Here is a 16,698-nt window from a genome sequence, read left to right on the forward strand (position 1 = left end):
TCCCGAAGGAGTGACCTATAATCGCGAAAAAGGCCTGTTTCTAACCTGTTGCGAAAAACAGCATCATTACTTACTTTTCCTGTAATTACAGACAAAAGCAGCGATCACTGAGAATCAAGGGAGATTAAACTTATGATTAACGGAATAATTTAACCGTCAAAATGTCAATAAATGGCCGGAGCTATGTTTCACGGCTTGGTATTGGGAGTATAAATCAGTTGCACTACGCCCGATTTGTACACTTTAGTTTCGGCCAGTACCAGGTCTAGCCTGGCAGATATATTAAACAAGGGCTTGCCGGCGCCTAATGCAGTTGGATGAATAGAGACCATATATTTATCCACCAGGCCGTTTTCTATAAACGTGGTGATCAGTTTGGCGCCTCCATAGAGCCAAATATCTTTTCCGGGTTGGTTCCTGATTTTTTCTGCTACGGCTACTACGTCGGTGGTAATGAAGGTGGCTTTATCATCCACTCTTGATTGGCTGGAGAAAACGAATTTTTCCTTGGACTGTATGGCTGAGTAGATCTGCTTTTCCATCTGAGGTGCAGATGCGTCAGGCTGATAATTGCCCCATTGATCATAACTTACACGTCCATAGAAGATAGTTTCAATGGATTCCAGGAAGCTATCGAAATGCATATCCTCCTCTAGTATACACCAGTCCAACTCTCCATTGGCTCCTTCGATAAAACCATCTAATGTTGTGGCTAAATTCAGAATTATCTTTCTCATTGGGCAAAGGTAATATCAGGGCTATGAGTTGGTTTGGAAAAATGCGACAAAATCACACTGGAAGGAGGCACACCGGTGTACCGCTTTATATCATTTGTTAGATGTGCGTGATCGCAGTATCCATGTTCAATGGCAATATCCAATAAGCCTTTTTGCTTTTTATTATTGGCGACCGCCGAGAAGGCATGTTGAAATCTTGTAATATTAATAAACTCTTTAGGTGTGATGCCGATATGCCTGTGAAAAGTTCTTTCCAGTTGTCGGGGTGTAGTGTGATTCCTTTTCGCCAGTGCATCCACAGTGATTTGTCCCCTGGCTTCTTTAATACATTTTACAATAGTGAAAAGGTCGTGTTTGGGTGCGTTGAATCGTTTGAGAAAAAATGCGTTTAACTCTGCAAACGACAGTTCTTGCGTGTTGCTGGTGTCTGGCGCAAGCGCTTTTTCCAGTTCTATAGTTTGCCCCGTAATTTCCGCCAGCGGCAGATAATTATAAAATTGAGAGAAGGCGCCTGGCTTAAAGCACACGCCGATCAGGTGATGTTCTCCGTTCAGATAGGTATCTTTATAAGACGTCATGGCCCCCACCAAATAAGAGCTCCCTGGCTGCATGGTTACCAGGCCGTTGTCGGTAATGCATTTTCCGCCTATGTTCAATACCAGGCCGGGGCAACCATCCGGAAAGATCCGTTCTGCATGTATCTCCTTTCCGGTGCCTTTTATTGACCAATAGCATTCAATAGAGTCCGCCAGTGCAGCATGTGGTGTCGTCTGTTTATAGATCATGAACTTTATTCAGTTTTAGCCGTAGAAGGTCCATCTTTTCAGGTAAAATATAAAGACGTTACAAATATAGTTTCGTTTTGGAAAATAATACTTTATTATGGCTGTTCAAAGTAATTTTGAAACAGCCTTACTTATAGAGCGCTATATTATAGACGCTGACATGCAAAACTACTTCGGGAATATTAATCATCAATGTTTGCGTGAGTTTGTTGACAGCAGGATAAAAGATGGCGTGATTCAGAAAGATGATCGACAAATGGCTCAAAGCCGGCGTATTGGATAACGGACAGTTGGTTTATCCGACTGAGGGTACTCCGCAAGGGGGAACGATCTCACCACTGATCAATAATCCAAGTAATCCTCTATGTTATCCAAAAAACCATATCCGATTGTATCGGATGGTTTGTGTATTGTAGGAGTTGACGCGACAGATTAGCTGGACTTCTTTTTGAGAAACTGATTGACCTCCAGCCAGTGAATGAAAGCATCAAACCAGCGATTACTTGTTCTGTTGGGATTTCCCAGGCCGAAACCATGGCCACCATTCTGGTAGAGGTGAAATTCGACAGGAATGCCTGCTTTGAACCATGATTGTATCACACCCATCTGACCACCGAAAAGAAAATCGTCAGTGGCAATAACATTAAACATGGGGGGAGCATTCTTTGGCACTTCTACAGGATTCATGCCGCCATAAATAGGTCCGATGAATGCGAGTTTCATAATTTTTGAATGCAGTGTTGAATGCATCGTTAATCCGGCGCCGGCTGAAAAACCGATCATACCAATTCTACTGGTATCTACACTCCACTCATTGGAACGCTTGACGATCATGGCGTAGGCAGCTTCAGCATCTGTTAACTGGTTAGACAAATCCATTTGTGGCGGCCTTGGTGGTGTTGCATTATTTGATGTATCGGGAGAAGCCGGTGGAGTTGTGCGGGGTCGATTCATCCAGGCTGTAAAGTCATCCAGCGCTGGTGGAGTCGGAAAAAGCCTATATTTCAATACAAAGGCGGCAATTCCCTTGTCTGCAAGTGCCTGTGCTACTTCCCAGCCTTCATTGCCCATCGATAGCCACCGGAAGCCGCCACCCGGTGAAACGATCACCGCCGCCCCATTTCCCTTTCCTGCTTTAGGTAGAAAAGGTGTAAGGGTCGCTACGGTAATGTTTCGTGCCATAGGGTCGCCCCACTGTCTGAACCAGGATTCGGAGGCTGGCTGATTATCGACGCCACCAGTGCCAAGCCGTATGGCATTCGGCTCCGGAGGAGCTGTTAAAGGATAAATTGTACCATCTTGTGCAATTGCGGTTGCAGATAAAATCAGTAGGACACAAGCTATGATGGATGACTTAATGAATACTGTAGTATAACGGGTCATAATAGGTGATTTGTAATTGTGTTGAGGACAACTAATATAAGAAATTTCCCGCTGTTCAACTAAAAAAGGAATTATAGCATGCCTGGGATCTATACTATATGTCTGAGATGTGCTTATTCAACCGGATCCTTTCCCATGGTGCCCAACCGAGAGTCTGGACTGCCATGAAAATGAATTCTGGATGACCATGTGATTTTAATTAATCTTTTACTTTGTTAAGAATTAAATACTGTTCATACTATCGGAGGTATTACAGCCTGCTTATGCGACATGGACAGATGTCCGTACACATTATAAAAGCTGACAATCCAGAAAGATAACGGTTTACATTTCAGTATTTTAAAAAATATTTCAATCATGAAAGTTTTAGTAATCGGAGGAACCGGCCTCATCGGTAAAGACGTTTGTAAAAAATTGGAAAGTGCCGGTCACAAGGTGATTGTTGGATCACCAACCAGGGGTGTTGATATCATAACTGGGAAGGGCCTCGAAGAAGCACTGGAGGGAACAGACATTGTGATAGATTTGTCTAACTCCCAATCCCCGGATGGAGAAACAGCTTTACATTTTTTCAGTACCGCGGGTAAAAACCTGGTAGCAGCGGAGAAAATTGCCAACGTTAAACACCACCTGATACTGTCTATTGTTGGCGTTCCCCTTGCTCAACATATAGGTTATTTGCAGGCCAAGAAGCTACAAGAAGACACGATCGCAGCATCTGGCATTCCTTATACCATCATTCGCTCGACACAATTTCATGAACATATTTCGACGATAATCGCTGTACAGGGTGAAGGCAAAGAGGTACACGTTTCAACAGTCGACTATCAACCGATCGCCGTTGCAGATGTGGTAAGCTTTGTTGTAAAATTTGCTTTGGAGGAACCGAAAAATGGAATCGTTGAGATAGCCGGTCCCGATCGTGGCCCGATGAATGAATTTGTGAAAAAGTATCTGGACGAAAAGCATGAAGAAAAAGTAGTAGTCACCAACGAGGACAATAAATATATGTTCTTCGAGATACCAAGATCGTTGTTGGTGCCTGCCGGAGATTTTTGCCCGGGGGAAATTAGATTTGATGATTGGAAAAAGTATTCATAAACCTGACAGGCTCCGGCAAGTATAGGGCAGCAGTATAATTTTCGCCCTGCTTCCCTATACCTTTGCCGGAGGCCTGACTCACCTGCATTCCTTAAGTGCCCCGATAAATTTTTGCATTTCTTCTGTATTCAGGGAAGCGAATCCGAGCCGTATTCCATTGACGTCATCTTTGTATCTGTATAGGCTACCATCATTCATGAAAATACCTTTTTCTGCTAACCGCCTGGCAAGATCAGGTATCGAATACTCCGGGGTGAACGTGGCCCAAACAGCCATGCCGCCATTCGGCATGTTAAAATGAAGAAGATTCCCCACACAAGAATTAAGCATGTCGCAGAACATATCCCGCCGTTCTTTATACAACTTCACCGATTTCCGTAAATGTCTCTGCATCTCTCCGGTATTAAAAAGATGCGCTATAGATTCTTCAAACAACACATCACCGCGAATCTCTACCATTTGTTTGAACACGGAAGCCTGCCATATGAGATCATCCCCTGCAATTAGGTACCCCAACCTGATCGTAGGTGCTAATGTCTTCGAGATAGAACCAATATAAATCACATAACCTTTATGGTCTGCGCTGGCCAAAGGTAGTATTGGGGAATTTTCATAATGAAAGTCATAATCATAATCGTCTTCAATAACCGGAAGACGATATTGTCGAATAATATCCAAAAGTTTTATCCTTCTTTCTTTACTTAGGGTTACGGTTGTGGGGTGGTGGTGATGGGGAATAATGTATAGAAGACCAGGTGGCGATTTTTTGCAGATGTTCTCAATTTCATCAACATCAATCCCATTTTCATCAACTTTTACCTTGATCAGTTTCGCACCCATCTGTTCAAAAAGCCGATCGGCAAGAACGTAGTTTAAATCACCGACGATAACCGTGCTCCCAGGACGCAGGATCAAGCTCGCCGCTATAAAGATCGCCAGTTGTGCCCCATGGGTAACCATAACATGTCTGGGTTCAATATTGAGTGCCCTGGTTTTAGCAAGAAAGAGGGCTAATTCGGTTCTCAAAGACATACTTCCGGCAGCACTATCATTCAAAAGCCTGCTATGGAGGTGAACTCTTTTAGATAAGAATTTGTATCGGTCATAAATCGATTCCAACGGCGCTATCCTCGCATCAGGATAACCGTCATTAATCATCAATTGATGAGGACTCAATGTTCTTTTGGAAACCTGCCTCGCAGCCACTTTCTTGTAGAAATTACTATCTTCCTGCTGCTTTGACCCTTTAGCAGCCAAAGGCTCTAAGGGCTTGGGATGTATCACCGGGAGTTCTTGGGCAATAAAGTTTCCTTTTCGTTCTATAACGTTGAGCCATCCTTCAAGTCGGAGCTCTTCATAAGCCGACACCACCGTTGTACGGTTAATTTTCAGCATTGAGGCCATGTCTCGACTGGCAGGCAATTGATATCCTGGTTTTAATTTCCCATTTCTTATTAGAAAGACAATACCTTCCGCTACCTGCTTAAAAATGGGAACAGCGGAATGCTTATTTATTTCAATCAAATTACTATATGGTAATAACTGTACTCCCATGGTAAATAAGGATATAATCAACACTAAGTTTTAAATCATAATTTTACGATTTTTTTGCTATCTGGACTTGAATTTGAGCTGGCTTACATAAGTATCTTACGCCTAATTGGGCATTAAATCCATCGTATCATAGAAGCTTATTATGATCACGTTCTTCGAGAAGTTTACAATAGAAACAGCAATTTTACGGAATGAGGAATCGAATGAACTAAAGAAAAAGCCATATTAACTAAAACTGCTGTCAATAATTGGATTGAGGTTACGACAGTTCGCCTCGGAAAGCATTAGGATTTATAATATCCTGACCTTTTTGCATTTTGGCTCCTTCTGTTCGAACTAATACAAGTGGCTAAGAAACAATAAATTACTATCAGTAGGTAATTGCAGTATAAATTCTTTGTAACTAAAAACCCTTCAAATCCAACGATCTGAAGGGTTCATTTTTTAGTGTCGGGGCGGCTGGACAATTGTCGAATTCCTGGATCGAAGATTTGCTAAAATTTAAGGGATTAAACATATGAGATATTATTATATCTTGCTGAAGTTTTTCCCAGGCTATCTGATCATTAATAAATTCGTTTATTTATAGCCATTAGTATTTTCCAAACCCTTTAATTCAAACGTTCTCATGCCCCAGATCGATAAGCGTTTTTGCTTCCTGGCAATCTTGATTTTGTATTCTTTACAATTGTTTTCCCAACCAGAAATTAATTCTTTTTCACCGGTATCAGGAGCTGTGGGTACAACGGTAACCATTACCGGTTCAAATTTCAGTACCAATCCTGCTGATAATATCGTTTTCTTCGGTGCAGTTAGGGCAGGTGTTACTACCTCAACTGCCGGTTCCATAACGGTAACCGTGCCGGCCGGCGCTATGTACAAACCATTGAGCGTTACCGTTAACGGACTGACAGCCTATACCGGCCGTCCTTTTATAAATTTGCCGGTAAACACAATCTTCAAAAAAATGCTTAAGAAGAAAGGCGCTGCAAATAATAGGTAACGAGCAAAGAAAATATATTTTTTAAATAAAGCAAACAATGGGCAAAAGAGAGAATCTTTAAACTTGCAACATGAATATAGATCTGGTTTATTACAAATTATACGAATTTTTGCAGAATAATCGGCCGAATTTTCACCATGGGATCTTTAAGTTTATATCATCTCCGAGCCTTGATAGTGCAGTAGATATCTTTCAGGACCTGTATGATGTAAATAATAATTCCCTGAAGTCCATTTTCGAAGAATTCTCAGATGTGACAAATCCGGTCATAGACTATATGTTGTTCATTAACGGGGAAGAAAAGTATAATATTCTTGAATTTTCTTTTTCCACGCCAACTGAATATACATTCAAATATTATTGGGATCAGGCTGTACAGGACAATTTTGATCAGTATTTACCAGAAAATCTTAAAGGTAAAATTGTAGCCTGGTATATGCCTGGGAGTGACTACAGAAAAAGAATAGCAGAGAAAGCTGCTGCAAATCCACCAAAACCAGTTGCCATCAAAAGATGGCAACCAGTTGGACAATTAATGGAAGAATTCGAGATCCGGTATCTGGATCCCAATCATCACGGCTATCCCCAATGTGCCGGCGACAGATATTTGCAGCTATGGAAAACCCACTGGAATACTTATATGGTGTGTACGCAAGGGTTATTCGAAGAAAATAATGCAACGTCTTTAGGCTTTGAATTATACTTTGAAACAGAAGAAAAGCCAGACCCGATTGATGAAAGCTGGCAGGCAAACATTGTTTATGAACTTGGTAAACTTCTTCCCAAAGTAACGGATCTAAGCCAGCGATTTGAAACATATAAGTATATTTCAGTTCAGATTGCTATGGATGGCGCGCCTGAGGATTGGAGCCTGAACGAACATGATAATATAGGTTTGCTGCTGGGAATAGAACATGAAGAGTTTCAGAATAGAAATCTTCAGTTTGGGTTTCGACCGGTTAACGTTAAGTTATTACGCCCTGCAGAAGTAAGAGTGATCAAACTAATGAATGCGCATGGGCGGCAAAGGCTGGTAGATTTCTTTCGGCAAAGAGGCAAAGCCACTTTAAGTTCGCTCAACCGGCCATCGGCTGTAAAGGAAGAATAAGTATTAATGAATTTAAAGTAAAAACATTTTTACAACTCTAACCTATAATTATATTTTTCTTGTCCCTCATCTCCATTTGCGAAATGTGTAATTCCACCTGTTAGTGTTTTCCAACAAAACCTGCAATTCCTATTTAGTCAATATGATAATGAACTAAGGCGTTAAAGGGCAATGGCTAATATCAAAGAGCATTTGGAACAAGGCATTTAACAAGACTACTTCGAACCAAAAAGGCCCTTCGAATCCAATGACTTGAAGGGCCTTGTAAATTTTAGTCGGGACAACTGGACAAATTTCTATCGCGCTGTGCAAAGCCCGTGAAGTGGGGATTTAGAAAGATAAAACACTTCAACACAACCCGACAGGTAGCCAATCCTGTCCGGTAAGGTTTAGTCAACCACCGGAAGCGAGTCTTGCGTAGTAGGTAGAGATGTCTGCACGAAGCGTAGACAGCGACTGCTGAGGGTATGCTATTGAGCCTCGAAACTGTCCTAAATGCCGAAGTCCTGGTTGTTAGATAGATTAGGACAACATCAAACCAGCGTTACGACGAGTTGGGAAGATTCGGCCGGGGTCTGAGAACATATCACAGGCAGACAGGGGTAGTACGGGAACACAGGAGAGCCTACCGCCTCCAAACGAAAGTCGGTTAACAAGGACTGACCGAAACTTAACAGTCCGGGCTTACAGGGTATGTGTCGCCACCCTGACAAGCGATAAGAAAAGGCGATACCGGGAGGTATCCTGACCAAGAGAAATCGCAGGAAAGGAGAAGGGCGGAGGCAGTCTTAGCATCCCCATAGTACTGATAGAACGGTGGGAAATCAGCTCCATGAAAGCCACTTAGTAAGGAAGGGAGATGCCTGTTTACGGAGCTGCATTTTAGAAACATCAAATGTACCAGAGACATGGAAAAGATGTTAACAGTAGAAATGCAGATAGCAGAGCGGGCCAGGAAATACCGGTCTGAAGTCCTGACGAACCTGCATGAGTTTATCGATGAGCCACTGCTACAGGAAAGTTTTGATACCCTGAACAAAAAGGGAGCCAGTGGCGTTGATGCAGAAACATGGATGGATTATCACAAACAACGGGAAACAAGAATCCCACAGTTACTAACAGCCTTTAAAAGCGGTAACTACCGGGCACCTAACATCCGGCGGGTCTATATACCCAAAGGTGATGGAAAACTTCGGCCACTGGGCTTGCCCACGGTAAAAGATAAGCTGCTGCAAACGGCAGTAACCAGGGTGTTGCAACCGGTATATGAGGATATGTTCTATCCCAGCTCGCATGGGTTCAGACCAGGTAAATCACAACACCAGGCATTGGAAGAATTAACCCGGCAAGTCAGTTGGCAAGGCAAGCGCTACATTATAGACGCTGATATGCAAAACTACTTCGGGAGTATTAATCACCAATGTTTGCGTGCGTTTCTTGACCGCAGGATAAAAGATGGGGTGATCAGAAAGATGATAGACAAATGGCTCAAAGCTGGTATACTGGATAACGGACAGCTTGTGTATCCAACAGAGGGTACCCCGCAAGGGGGAAGCATCTCACCGCTGATCAGTACGGAAGAATGGATACCATTAGTGAAACCCAAAATCTATCACAGCCGACTTTTAGCAAAACCGTAAATGGAGGAACCGTGTGCAGGAAAGCTGCTCGCACGGGTCTGTGGGGGAGCGGGGAGGCAACGATCCGCTCTACCCGGAACCGGATAACGAGATCGCTTGCTCATATTCACACACTTAGAAATGAGCTAAATTTTTATCTTTAAATAACTGCCACCATTTACCCATAATGCATCATACGCTGTAAGATCACTAAACCTTTATATGATGCGTTTACTCAAAAGTCTATTTATCTTGTTTCTTTTTCTAGTATCACTATGTAGTTCGGGAGCGGCTCAAAATGTCGATTCTGTTGAAATATCGGGCAAGGTTCGATGGAGGGACACAGGCATTATGGGTTACCCAACTGAGTTAAAGGTTATATCTAAAACCAAACAGGTATATTTAAGCCCCATAGATTCTACCGGAAAATATCATTTTCGGTTACCAGTTGGCTCCTATACCCTTACACCTTCTAAACATTTTCACTGGATCGGCGAGGAATACATTCGTATCAATGACTCGGTTTCTAAGATCTCAATTGATTTACCGTCAGGAAAGAAGTTCATAGCACCTGTTCTTGAACTAGATACGATTGCTTTAGTAAATCTTTTGCCAGAGGTAGGTGTAGCTCATTATTTTATTAAGAAACATGCCACCCTGGTGGATGATTTCATCAAAAAACAAATGACATTTTTTGATATTCCCGGAGCTTCTCTTGCCATTATAAAAAACGGAAAGGTCATTTATAGCCAGATTTATGGAGTTTCTAATGCACAATCAGGTATGCCGGTTACAGAAAAGACCCTTTTTGAAGCCGGGTCGATTACCAAATCAGTTTTTGCTTTTGTAGTAATGCGCCTGGTTGAAAGAAATATACTCAAGCTGGATCAGCCACTGTATGAGTTATTACCTTTCGAAAGGGTATCGCATGATGAACGTTACCGAATAATTACAGCCCGCCATGTACTTTGTCACCAAAGTGGACTGCCCAACTGGGGTCAACTAGATAGTACAGGTCACTTCAATCTATTATTTACACCGGGTACTAAATTTGGATATTCAGGCGAGGGTTATGAGTATTTGAAAAGAGTAATTGAACATATTACTGGTAAGAAGATTTCCCAAATATTGAATGAAGAGCTTTTGACTCCACTAAATCTCAAAGGCTTTTATTTTAAGGGTAATGAACACATTAAAAAATATGGTGCGCATGGCCACATTGACCTTAAGCCCTCTAATATCAGGTTCATCGAAAAGCCCATGATGGCATTTAGTTTATTTACGGAAGCAAAATCTTTTAGCAATTTTATGCTTGCGTTACGGAATAAAAAAGGACTTAAAAGTGCCACATACGATGAAATGCTCAGTATTCAATCCACCCGAAATGATGGGGTGGATTGGGGATTAGGCTTTGAACTTGAAAAGACCCCTTTGGGATTAAGTTATGGCCATAGCGGGAGCACAAGCAGTGGTTTCATCTGTAATTTTACTTTCTTTCCACAGCTTGATGTAGGATATGTATTCTTAACGAACAGCAATATGGGAGATGTGTTATCCATCCCTTTATTGACCCAATTCCTGATCACAGGAAAAACTGCCACCAAATGATTTTTTTGCGTCATCCTAAAAACTAAATAGAAATTGACAAAATCAGCAAAAGAATTTTGGGAAAAAGCCTATCAAAGCAATATTGGTAGACTGATTGGCATCTGTTACCGCTACACCAGGAACTATCAGCTATCGGAAGATTTGGCACATGATGCGTTTCTAAAAGCTATAGACAAGTCCGGGACATTTAAAGGCAAGGGCAAATTTGAAGCATGGTTACGCCGCATCATTGTAAATCATACGCTGCAATATTTAAGAGATCGAAAAAAAGACCCGCATTTAGTTGATGTGATGCCAGATCTTATGCCCCTGAACCCAATGGAAGAAAATATTCATCCAATCAGATCCGGGAGATTTACCACCGCCGAATTGATTGATACTATTGACCAATTGCCAGAACACCATCGACTGGTTTTCAATCTATATGTATTGGAGGAATTTACCCATGCACAAATAGGATCAGCGCTCGGAATAAGTGAGGGCACATCAAAATCACATCTTGCAAGAGCCCGCAAGAAGTTAAAACAACTACTTATCCAAAAGGTAGAGGGGGACCAAAATGAGACAGCGCATAAAAAAGCCCTTGTTCTCCTTCTGGCCAGGGATGCAGATGAAAACATGGATAAAATGTTCCGGGAGTGTTTTGACGATTTTTCAATTCCACCTCAGAAGCCGTTATCCCTGGAATCGATCCAATTCAGTAATCAGAATGCGTTTATGCGCCACTCTTTTTTAAAGTCTAATGTTTATATTCTAGCTATATCGGCTATCGTATCAATCATTCTTATCATTGCATTGGTTGTAAGTCAAATGAAAAAGCCTGCGCAAAAGGTACCGGTGATAGAAAAAACAGGTTCAGGCACTGCTGAAAAAAATCCTACACCTTTTCAATCTCAAACTGCAACCATTTCGCAAGATAGCGTCATACAAAAAAGAAACTTAAAACAAAAACCAATGAAACCATTAGATTCCCTGGCCCTGATGTTAGTTTTATCATCAGGTTCATTAAATGAGGTAACTGCGAAAGATTCAATGAAGAATCAAATTGAAAAATATAGCCAGGTCGATACGAAGCTTTCGGGAGATTCTGCGATTGCCAACCCTCAATTGGATTTAGCAAATACTCCCAATACAGTTCAAAAAGAAAAGGGCACCTTCAGAGCTTCTGCATTGTATTGGTCAGAAAAAAATAAAGAAGTATATCTTAAAGGAAAAGTCCGCGTTGATTTCAGGGAACAACATTTTCAAGGAAATGGCTCCTTCACATTCCTGGGTAAAGTACATTTACTTGTTGTTGGTGGACAACAGGTCACTTTAGGAAAGACGATAAAGCTCGCTGATGATGATTATGAATTGGTAATGTTAGACAGTAAAGAAGCTACTGAAAAATACGGCGATAAAGGATTATACGGTGCTGCAGAAATAGCTCGTAAGCAGTAATTTAATCCCAACGGATTCTAACACCTGCAAAATCATTCAAATTCAGCGCAATAGAGCTTTAACATTAAATGAATAACGAATTATTCAAATTAAAAAACCCTTCAAATCCAACGATCTGAAGGGTTCATTTTTTATGGTCGGGCAGACTGGATTCGAACCAGCGACCCCTACGTCCCGAACGTAGTGCGCTACCGGGCTGCGCTACTGCCCGAAATACATTCTTTTGGCTGTCCGCTTGTCCTGTCCCAACTCACTGGTCGGGATCCGGAAAATTGAATGCGCCTGCGTCGCATTGATTTCCCTGGAACTGCGCTACTGCCCGGAATTCTCATTTTCGGGGATCAAATATAAATAATTCAGAATTACACCACAAATTACATGATTTTCCTGGCGTTCCTTCCTAATGGCATTTCATTTGGCGATCCCATTTCCGGGCCCTGTATATTTGATAAAACATTCAACCGGCATCATGAAAAATACCATTCTTGTTTTTGGGGTCATGCTCTTTTTACATTATAAAGCGTTTGCAACCTGGTCCATTATTATGATTGATCCGGAAACAAAAGAAATTGGTATCGCGGGTGCTTCCTGTTCCTACAATTGTTATGGCATCGGAGAAATTGTACCGGGAATGGGTGCCGTTATTGTTCAGGCCATGAGTAACAACGAGGCCCGGGACAAAGGCATTGAAATGATCCTTGCCGAAGCTTCACCTGAACTAATAATCCTTACGCTGAGGGATCCGGCTTTTGACCCCGAAAAGCAACAATATGCAGTGGTTACAGTTAAATATTTTGACAACCCGCGTACTTACACCGGAAACGCTACGAAAAGCTATAACAGGTCATTGACCGCAAACGGTGTTTCCGTGCAGGGCAATACGTTGACAAATGAAAATGAACTGGAACTGATCTTAGCAGCTGTGCAAAAAGGTAGAAATGATTTCCTGCACAATTATGCCTGTTAAATATGTTGCCGTATCACATCTACCAGCTGCTTTTTCGTAGCAACGCCTGATTGCCGCCATACCGGCTGCCCATTTAGGAACAGGATCAGGGTCGGCACTCCGCTGACCGAATATTGTTGGGCAACTGCCGGCGACCGGTCTACATCAATCTTGATGATCCGAACCTGGTCGCCTATATCTGATTTTACTTCTTTTAGCACCGGCGCCTGCACTTTACAGGGGCCACACCATTCTGCAAAAAAATCTACCAATACAGGCTTGCTGTCATGTAATATATCACTAAAACGCTCTTTCATAACCCATGTTTGAAATACTAATTTATTTATTTTTTTGCAAAGAACAGGCCGGCTCAAAACGAACCGGCCTGATTTTATTAGTGGGCGAGTGCGTTCTTAATTACCGCTGCCGCCTGCAATAAAGCTGTTTGTACCGATGGAACGTTGGCCAGGGGGTTCAACAAACCATAGTCATGTATTTGTCCGGCATACCTGGTGAGTGTTACCTGTACACCTGCTTCATTCAGTTTCCGGGCATAGGCTTCTCCTTCATCACGCAATACGTCATTTTCTGCAGTTTGTACCAGGGCTGGTGGCAATCCTTTTAATTGTTCAACAGATGCCTGTAACGGGGATGCATAGATCTCGTTGCGTTTGCCGTGGTCGGGAAGGTAATTGTCCCAAAACCATTTCATCATATTCTTTGTAAGGAACCTGCCTTCGCTGAATTCATTATACGATGTCGTTTCAAAGTTAGCATCAGTAACGGGCCATAACAGCACCTGCAGTTTAATATGCGGGCCTTTGTTGTTCTTTGCCATCAAAGCGGTAGCGGCAGCCATGTTGCCTCCAACGCTGTTGCCGGCAACAGCCAGGTTTTTACCATCAACGCCTATTTCTTTTCCATGCTCCGCCACCCATTGTGTTGCAGCGTAGATCTCATTGATGGCAACAGGAAATTTAGCTTCGGGCGAAGGCGTATAATCAGGAAATACCGCTACCGCTCCGGAACCAACTACCAGGTCCCTGACGAGCCTTCTGTGGGTAGGGTAGTCGCCCAAAACCCAGCCTCCGCCGTGGATGAAAATAAATACCGGCGCATTTTCCTGCGCGCCTTTAGGCCTGGTGATATGAATATTTACTTTGAGGCCATTCTGGCTGATCACTCTTTCTGTTTCTTCAATGCCGGAATAGTCAACCTGTACCGATTTTTGCGCTCCGATCAACACCTGGCGGGCGTCGGCCACACTTAGCTGTTCTAAAGGTTTGCCGTCGCCCGAATTCAGTGCCTGAAGAAAAGTGCGGGTTTCGGTAAAGATCTGCGGATCATTTTCGCCTTTAAATTGTCTTTGCTGTGCCATAACAAATGTGTTTATTAGAAGTGAAAAAATAAAAAGTGCCTGTTTTAAGGAATAGCGTTTCATATAACCTTGTGTGTTTGTTTTAAATTGATAACACAAAGCTACACGCATACAGGCCCCTGGGGAATGCACAAATGGTTACATTAATTGTACATTTTTCCCTTGTTGTATTTTTTCCTGAAATCCGAGGTGTTTTCACCGGTTTTGGAAGTGAACAGTCTGTTAAAATAGGCGGGATCATCATACCCGAGGTGGTATGCTATTTGTTTAGCACTCATGGCGGTGTGAATGAGCAGGCGTTTCGCTTCCAATATGATGCGGTCTTTTATCACTTCATTGGGGTGGGCCAGGTTCATTCTTCTGAGTTTTTGTGTAAGCGTTTTGGGAGCCATTCCCATTATTCCGGCATAGTCTGCCACTGCATGCTTTTCCTTATAGTGGGTTTCTACCAGCAGGCTGAACCGGCGAAAAAAGCCCGTATCGGGGTCGGGTGCATTTGTGAGATCACCTAATTGCTGGGCGCTCCACAACCTGGTGGCAAAGATGATAAGTTGTTTCAGGTAGATCCGCAGCATCTCTTCCTGCTGCGCCTGTACTGTTCTCAATTCTTCCTTTATCGATCTGAATATATTGTCAACGATTGAACTGTTATCCCCGTTCAGCCTGGTCATCGGCATATTTTGCAGGTTGTTGAAAAGCAGTCCGTCACAAGCTACTTCCACATCATGGATCTGTACGCAATAGAAATCCCGGTTATAATGGATCAGATAACCTTCGTGTGCGCCCGGTTTATCGATGCTCAAATGCTGGTTGCTGTTAATAAAGAACAGGCTTGGGGTGTCGGTTACAAATTGTCTGAAATCGATCGTAACGGTATAGCCGACAGGCAAATACAACACTTTGATATAGGGCTTGTATTTACCGGTTTCGATCTCCTGCATGGTCTGCTGATCTACGAATTGCAGTCCCAGTTTTTTGTAAATAGATTCAAAAACATACATTGGTTTATCCATGCTTTCACCAGTTTGAAAGTAACTAATGCCGTTATGCCAAAGGTGAATAAAATTGGTATGTTTTTGAAATTTATTGCGTAGTTGGGAACCACTTATGCCATGGATCGCCCGAAGTTGTCATTAATGGATTACCTGTAATTTTTGAAAAATGGATAAGTATTTTTTCTTAGTCTATGACAGTAATTTTCGTTTTTGTCGTTTAGATGAGAATGCAAATTTGCGATCATGGCGAATGAAACTTGGACCGATGCAGAATTGGATGCCTCTGTAAAGGTTTATTTGGAAATGCTATCAAAGGAAAAGAACGGGATTCCATATAAAAAATCCGAGCATAGAAAACAGGCCCTGGCTGGCGTTTTAAAAGGAAGATCGGAAGGGTCTTTTGAATTTCGTATGCAAAATATCTCGTATGTTTTGTACGACCTGGGACTGCCGTATATTAAGGGTTATAAACCCGCTAAAAACATTGGCACAAATACCACCGCATCTATCTTAAGATCTTTGGAACGGAATAAATTTATTATCGATGACAATTATGAGCCTACGCCAGAGGATGATAAATTGAAACAAAGAACAAAACAGCTTAGGAGAAAAATTAATTTAATCGTTAGGCCAACTGGGCAACCTAAGCCCCAAAAGACAGAAACGACTATTACCGTTTATTATCGAGATCCTGCGGTAAGAGCTTGGGTGTTGGAAAAAGCCAATGGTAAATGTGAAGCTTGTGGATCGGATGCTCCTTTTTTTCTTCCTGATGAATATCCCTTTTTGGAAGTACATCATATGATACCCATGGCGCTAGGAGGGCCTGATACTATTGAAAATACAATAGCGCTTTGTCCCAATTGTCACAGAAGATCACATTTGTCAAAAGATAAGGAATCGTTCAATAATGAAATTTATAAAAAGGTTTCAAGGTTGAAGAAATAGATTACTTCCACCTTGTATACGCCCGCACGAGGTTAACGAGCTTTTCCAATTGTCCCGCTCCGTCCCACCATTTTACCTTTCATACCATCATTG

The 16,698-nt window shown here is 42.2% G+C and carries 16 protein-coding genes and 1 tRNA gene; 9 read left to right on the forward strand and 8 right to left on the reverse strand.

Going from position 1 to position 16,698, the window contains the following annotated elements:
* Window positions 1–188 precede the first annotated feature (188 nt).
* On the reverse strand, window positions 189–737 hold the full coding sequence (locus tag A4R26_RS16365) for a dihydrofolate reductase family protein (RefSeq protein ID WP_081164915.1): 549 nt from the start codon (window positions 735–737) through the stop codon (window positions 189–191).
* A complete protein-coding gene (locus tag A4R26_RS16370) occupies window positions 734–1,522 on the reverse strand; it encodes a helix-turn-helix domain-containing protein (protein WP_081164919.1) in 789 nt (262 codons plus the stop codon). The genes A4R26_RS16365 and A4R26_RS16370 overlap by 4 nt, the downstream gene beginning before the upstream one ends.
* 97 nt (window positions 1,523–1,619) lie before the next feature.
* On the opposite strand from A4R26_RS16370, the gene A4R26_RS16375 reads away from it, so the two are divergent.
* On the forward strand, window positions 1,620–1,805 hold the full coding sequence (locus A4R26_RS16375; protein WP_207625769.1) for a hypothetical protein: 186 nt from the start codon (window positions 1,620–1,622) through the stop codon (window positions 1,803–1,805).
* Between the two features lie 149 nt (window positions 1,806–1,954).
* Here the strand turns inward: A4R26_RS16375 and A4R26_RS16380 are convergent, their stop codons facing one another.
* The gene (locus tag A4R26_RS16380; protein WP_081164924.1) at window positions 1,955–2,905 is read right to left on the reverse strand and encodes an alpha/beta hydrolase; all 951 of its coding nucleotides are present in this window, start codon (window positions 2,903–2,905) and stop codon (window positions 1,955–1,957) included.
* A gap of 357 nt (window positions 2,906–3,262) precedes the next feature.
* On the opposite strand from A4R26_RS16380, the gene A4R26_RS16385 reads away from it, so the two are divergent.
* Window positions 3,263–4,006 carry an SDR family oxidoreductase gene (locus tag A4R26_RS16385; RefSeq protein ID WP_081164929.1) on the forward strand — a complete coding sequence of 248 codons (744 nt, stop codon included), beginning with the start codon at window positions 3,263–3,265 and terminating at the stop codon, window positions 4,004–4,006.
* Window positions 4,007–4,084: 78 nt separating this feature from the next.
* On the opposite strand, the gene A4R26_RS16390 is transcribed toward A4R26_RS16385, so the two are convergent.
* Entirely contained in the window at window positions 4,085–5,560 is a 1,476-nt protein-coding gene (locus tag A4R26_RS16390) for an aminotransferase-like domain-containing protein (protein ID WP_081164934.1), read from the reverse strand.
* 628 nt (window positions 5,561–6,188) lie between these two features.
* On the opposite strand from A4R26_RS16390, the gene A4R26_RS16395 reads away from it, so the two are divergent.
* The 5 genes from A4R26_RS16395 to A4R26_RS16415 all read left to right on the forward strand — a co-directional run bounded on the left by A4R26_RS16395 (window position 6,189) and on the right by A4R26_RS16415 (window position 12,338).
* Entirely contained in the window at window positions 6,189–6,563 is a 375-nt protein-coding gene (locus A4R26_RS16395; RefSeq protein ID WP_081164938.1) for an IPT/TIG domain-containing protein, read from the forward strand.
* A gap of 70 nt (window positions 6,564–6,633) precedes the next feature.
* A complete protein-coding gene (locus A4R26_RS16400; RefSeq protein ID WP_081164943.1) occupies window positions 6,634–7,671 on the forward strand; it encodes a hypothetical protein in 1,038 nt (345 codons plus the stop codon).
* A 908-nt stretch (window positions 7,672–8,579) separates the two neighbouring features.
* Window positions 8,580–9,311, forward strand: coding sequence for a reverse transcriptase domain-containing protein (locus A4R26_RS16405; RefSeq protein WP_242674929.1), 732 nt, complete (start codon window positions 8,580–8,582; stop codon window positions 9,309–9,311).
* A gap of 201 nt (window positions 9,312–9,512) precedes the next feature.
* Window positions 9,513–10,898 carry a serine hydrolase domain-containing protein gene (locus tag A4R26_RS16410; RefSeq protein WP_081164948.1) on the forward strand — a complete coding sequence of 462 codons (1,386 nt, stop codon included), beginning with the start codon at window positions 9,513–9,515 and terminating at the stop codon, window positions 10,896–10,898.
* A gap of 33 nt (window positions 10,899–10,931) precedes the next feature.
* Window positions 10,932–12,338 carry an RNA polymerase sigma factor gene (locus A4R26_RS16415; protein WP_081164953.1) on the forward strand — a complete coding sequence of 469 codons (1,407 nt, stop codon included), beginning with the start codon at window positions 10,932–10,934 and terminating at the stop codon, window positions 12,336–12,338.
* A gap of 134 nt (window positions 12,339–12,472) precedes the next feature.
* Here the strand turns inward: A4R26_RS16415 and A4R26_RS16420 are convergent.
* Window positions 12,473–12,549 (reverse strand) — tRNA-Pro (locus A4R26_RS16420).
* Window positions 12,550–12,807: 258 nt separating this feature from the next.
* Between A4R26_RS16420 and A4R26_RS16425 the strand changes: the two genes are divergently transcribed.
* Complete coding sequence (locus A4R26_RS16425) at window positions 12,808–13,305, forward strand: DUF1028 domain-containing protein (protein ID WP_081165310.1); 498 nt, start codon at window positions 12,808–12,810, stop codon at window positions 13,303–13,305.
* Here the strand turns inward: A4R26_RS16425 and trxA are convergent.
* The 3 genes from trxA to A4R26_RS16440 form a co-directional block, all read right to left on the reverse strand.
* Complete coding sequence (trxA, locus tag A4R26_RS16430) at window positions 13,302–13,601, reverse strand: thioredoxin (RefSeq protein ID WP_081164958.1); 300 nt, start codon at window positions 13,599–13,601, stop codon at window positions 13,302–13,304. The two genes, A4R26_RS16425 and trxA, sit on opposite strands and share 4 nt — an antisense overlap.
* 77 nt (window positions 13,602–13,678) lie before the next feature.
* A complete protein-coding gene (locus A4R26_RS16435) occupies window positions 13,679–14,662 on the reverse strand; it encodes an alpha/beta hydrolase (protein ID WP_107685851.1) in 984 nt (327 codons plus the stop codon).
* A 143-nt stretch (window positions 14,663–14,805) separates the two neighbouring features.
* Window positions 14,806–15,675, reverse strand: coding sequence for a helix-turn-helix domain-containing protein (locus tag A4R26_RS16440; protein ID WP_207625770.1), 870 nt, complete (start codon window positions 15,673–15,675; stop codon window positions 14,806–14,808).
* Between the two features lie 225 nt (window positions 15,676–15,900).
* On the opposite strand from A4R26_RS16440, the gene A4R26_RS16445 reads away from it, so the two are divergent.
* Window positions 15,901–16,605, forward strand: a complete 705-nt coding sequence (locus tag A4R26_RS16445; RefSeq protein ID WP_081164966.1) for an HNH endonuclease — start codon at window positions 15,901–15,903, stop codon at window positions 16,603–16,605.
* Window positions 16,606–16,698 lie beyond the last annotated feature (93 nt).

It is taken from the genome of Niastella populi (assembly GCF_002078015.1).
GTDB lineage: Bacteria > Bacteroidota > Bacteroidia > Chitinophagales > Chitinophagaceae > Niastella > Niastella populi.

What these genes read in the sequence shown, in the direction of transcription:
- A4R26_RS16365 (WP_081164915.1), bottom strand. Translation starts at nt 737, where the DNA reads ATGAGAAAGATAATTCTGAATTTAGCCACAACATTAGATGGTTTTATC.
- A4R26_RS16370 (WP_081164919.1), bottom strand. Translation starts at nt 1,522, where the DNA reads ATGATCTATAAACAGACGACACCACATGCTGCACTGGCGGACTCTATT.
- A4R26_RS16375 (WP_207625769.1), top strand. Translation starts at nt 1,620, where the DNA reads ATGGCTGTTCAAAGTAATTTTGAAACAGCCTTACTTATAGAGCGCTAT.
- A4R26_RS16380 (WP_081164924.1), bottom strand. Translation starts at nt 2,905, where the DNA reads ATGACCCGTTATACTACAGTATTCATTAAGTCATCCATCATAGCTTGT.
- A4R26_RS16385 (WP_081164929.1), top strand. Translation starts at nt 3,263, where the DNA reads ATGAAAGTTTTAGTAATCGGAGGAACCGGCCTCATCGGTAAAGACGTT.
- A4R26_RS16390 (WP_081164934.1), bottom strand. Translation starts at nt 5,560, where the DNA reads ATGGGAGTACAGTTATTACCATATAGTAATTTGATTGAAATAAATAAG.
- A4R26_RS16395 (WP_081164938.1), top strand. Translation starts at nt 6,189, where the DNA reads ATGCCCCAGATCGATAAGCGTTTTTGCTTCCTGGCAATCTTGATTTTG.
- A4R26_RS16400 (WP_081164943.1), top strand. Translation starts at nt 6,634, where the DNA reads ATGAATATAGATCTGGTTTATTACAAATTATACGAATTTTTGCAGAAT.
- A4R26_RS16405 (WP_242674929.1), top strand. Translation starts at nt 8,580, where the DNA reads ATGGAAAAGATGTTAACAGTAGAAATGCAGATAGCAGAGCGGGCCAGG.
- A4R26_RS16410 (WP_081164948.1), top strand. Translation starts at nt 9,513, where the DNA reads ATGATGCGTTTACTCAAAAGTCTATTTATCTTGTTTCTTTTTCTAGTA.
- A4R26_RS16425 (WP_081165310.1), top strand. Translation starts at nt 12,808, where the DNA reads ATGAAAAATACCATTCTTGTTTTTGGGGTCATGCTCTTTTTACATTAT.
- trxA (WP_081164958.1), bottom strand. Translation starts at nt 13,601, where the DNA reads ATGAAAGAGCGTTTTAGTGATATATTACATGACAGCAAGCCTGTATTG.
- A4R26_RS16435 (WP_107685851.1), bottom strand. Translation starts at nt 14,662, where the DNA reads ATGGCACAGCAAAGACAATTTAAAGGCGAAAATGATCCGCAGATCTTT.
- A4R26_RS16440 (WP_207625770.1), bottom strand. Translation starts at nt 15,675, where the DNA reads ATGGATAAACCAATGTATGTTTTTGAATCTATTTACAAAAAACTGGGA.
- A4R26_RS16445 (WP_081164966.1), top strand. Translation starts at nt 15,901, where the DNA reads ATGGCGAATGAAACTTGGACCGATGCAGAATTGGATGCCTCTGTAAAG.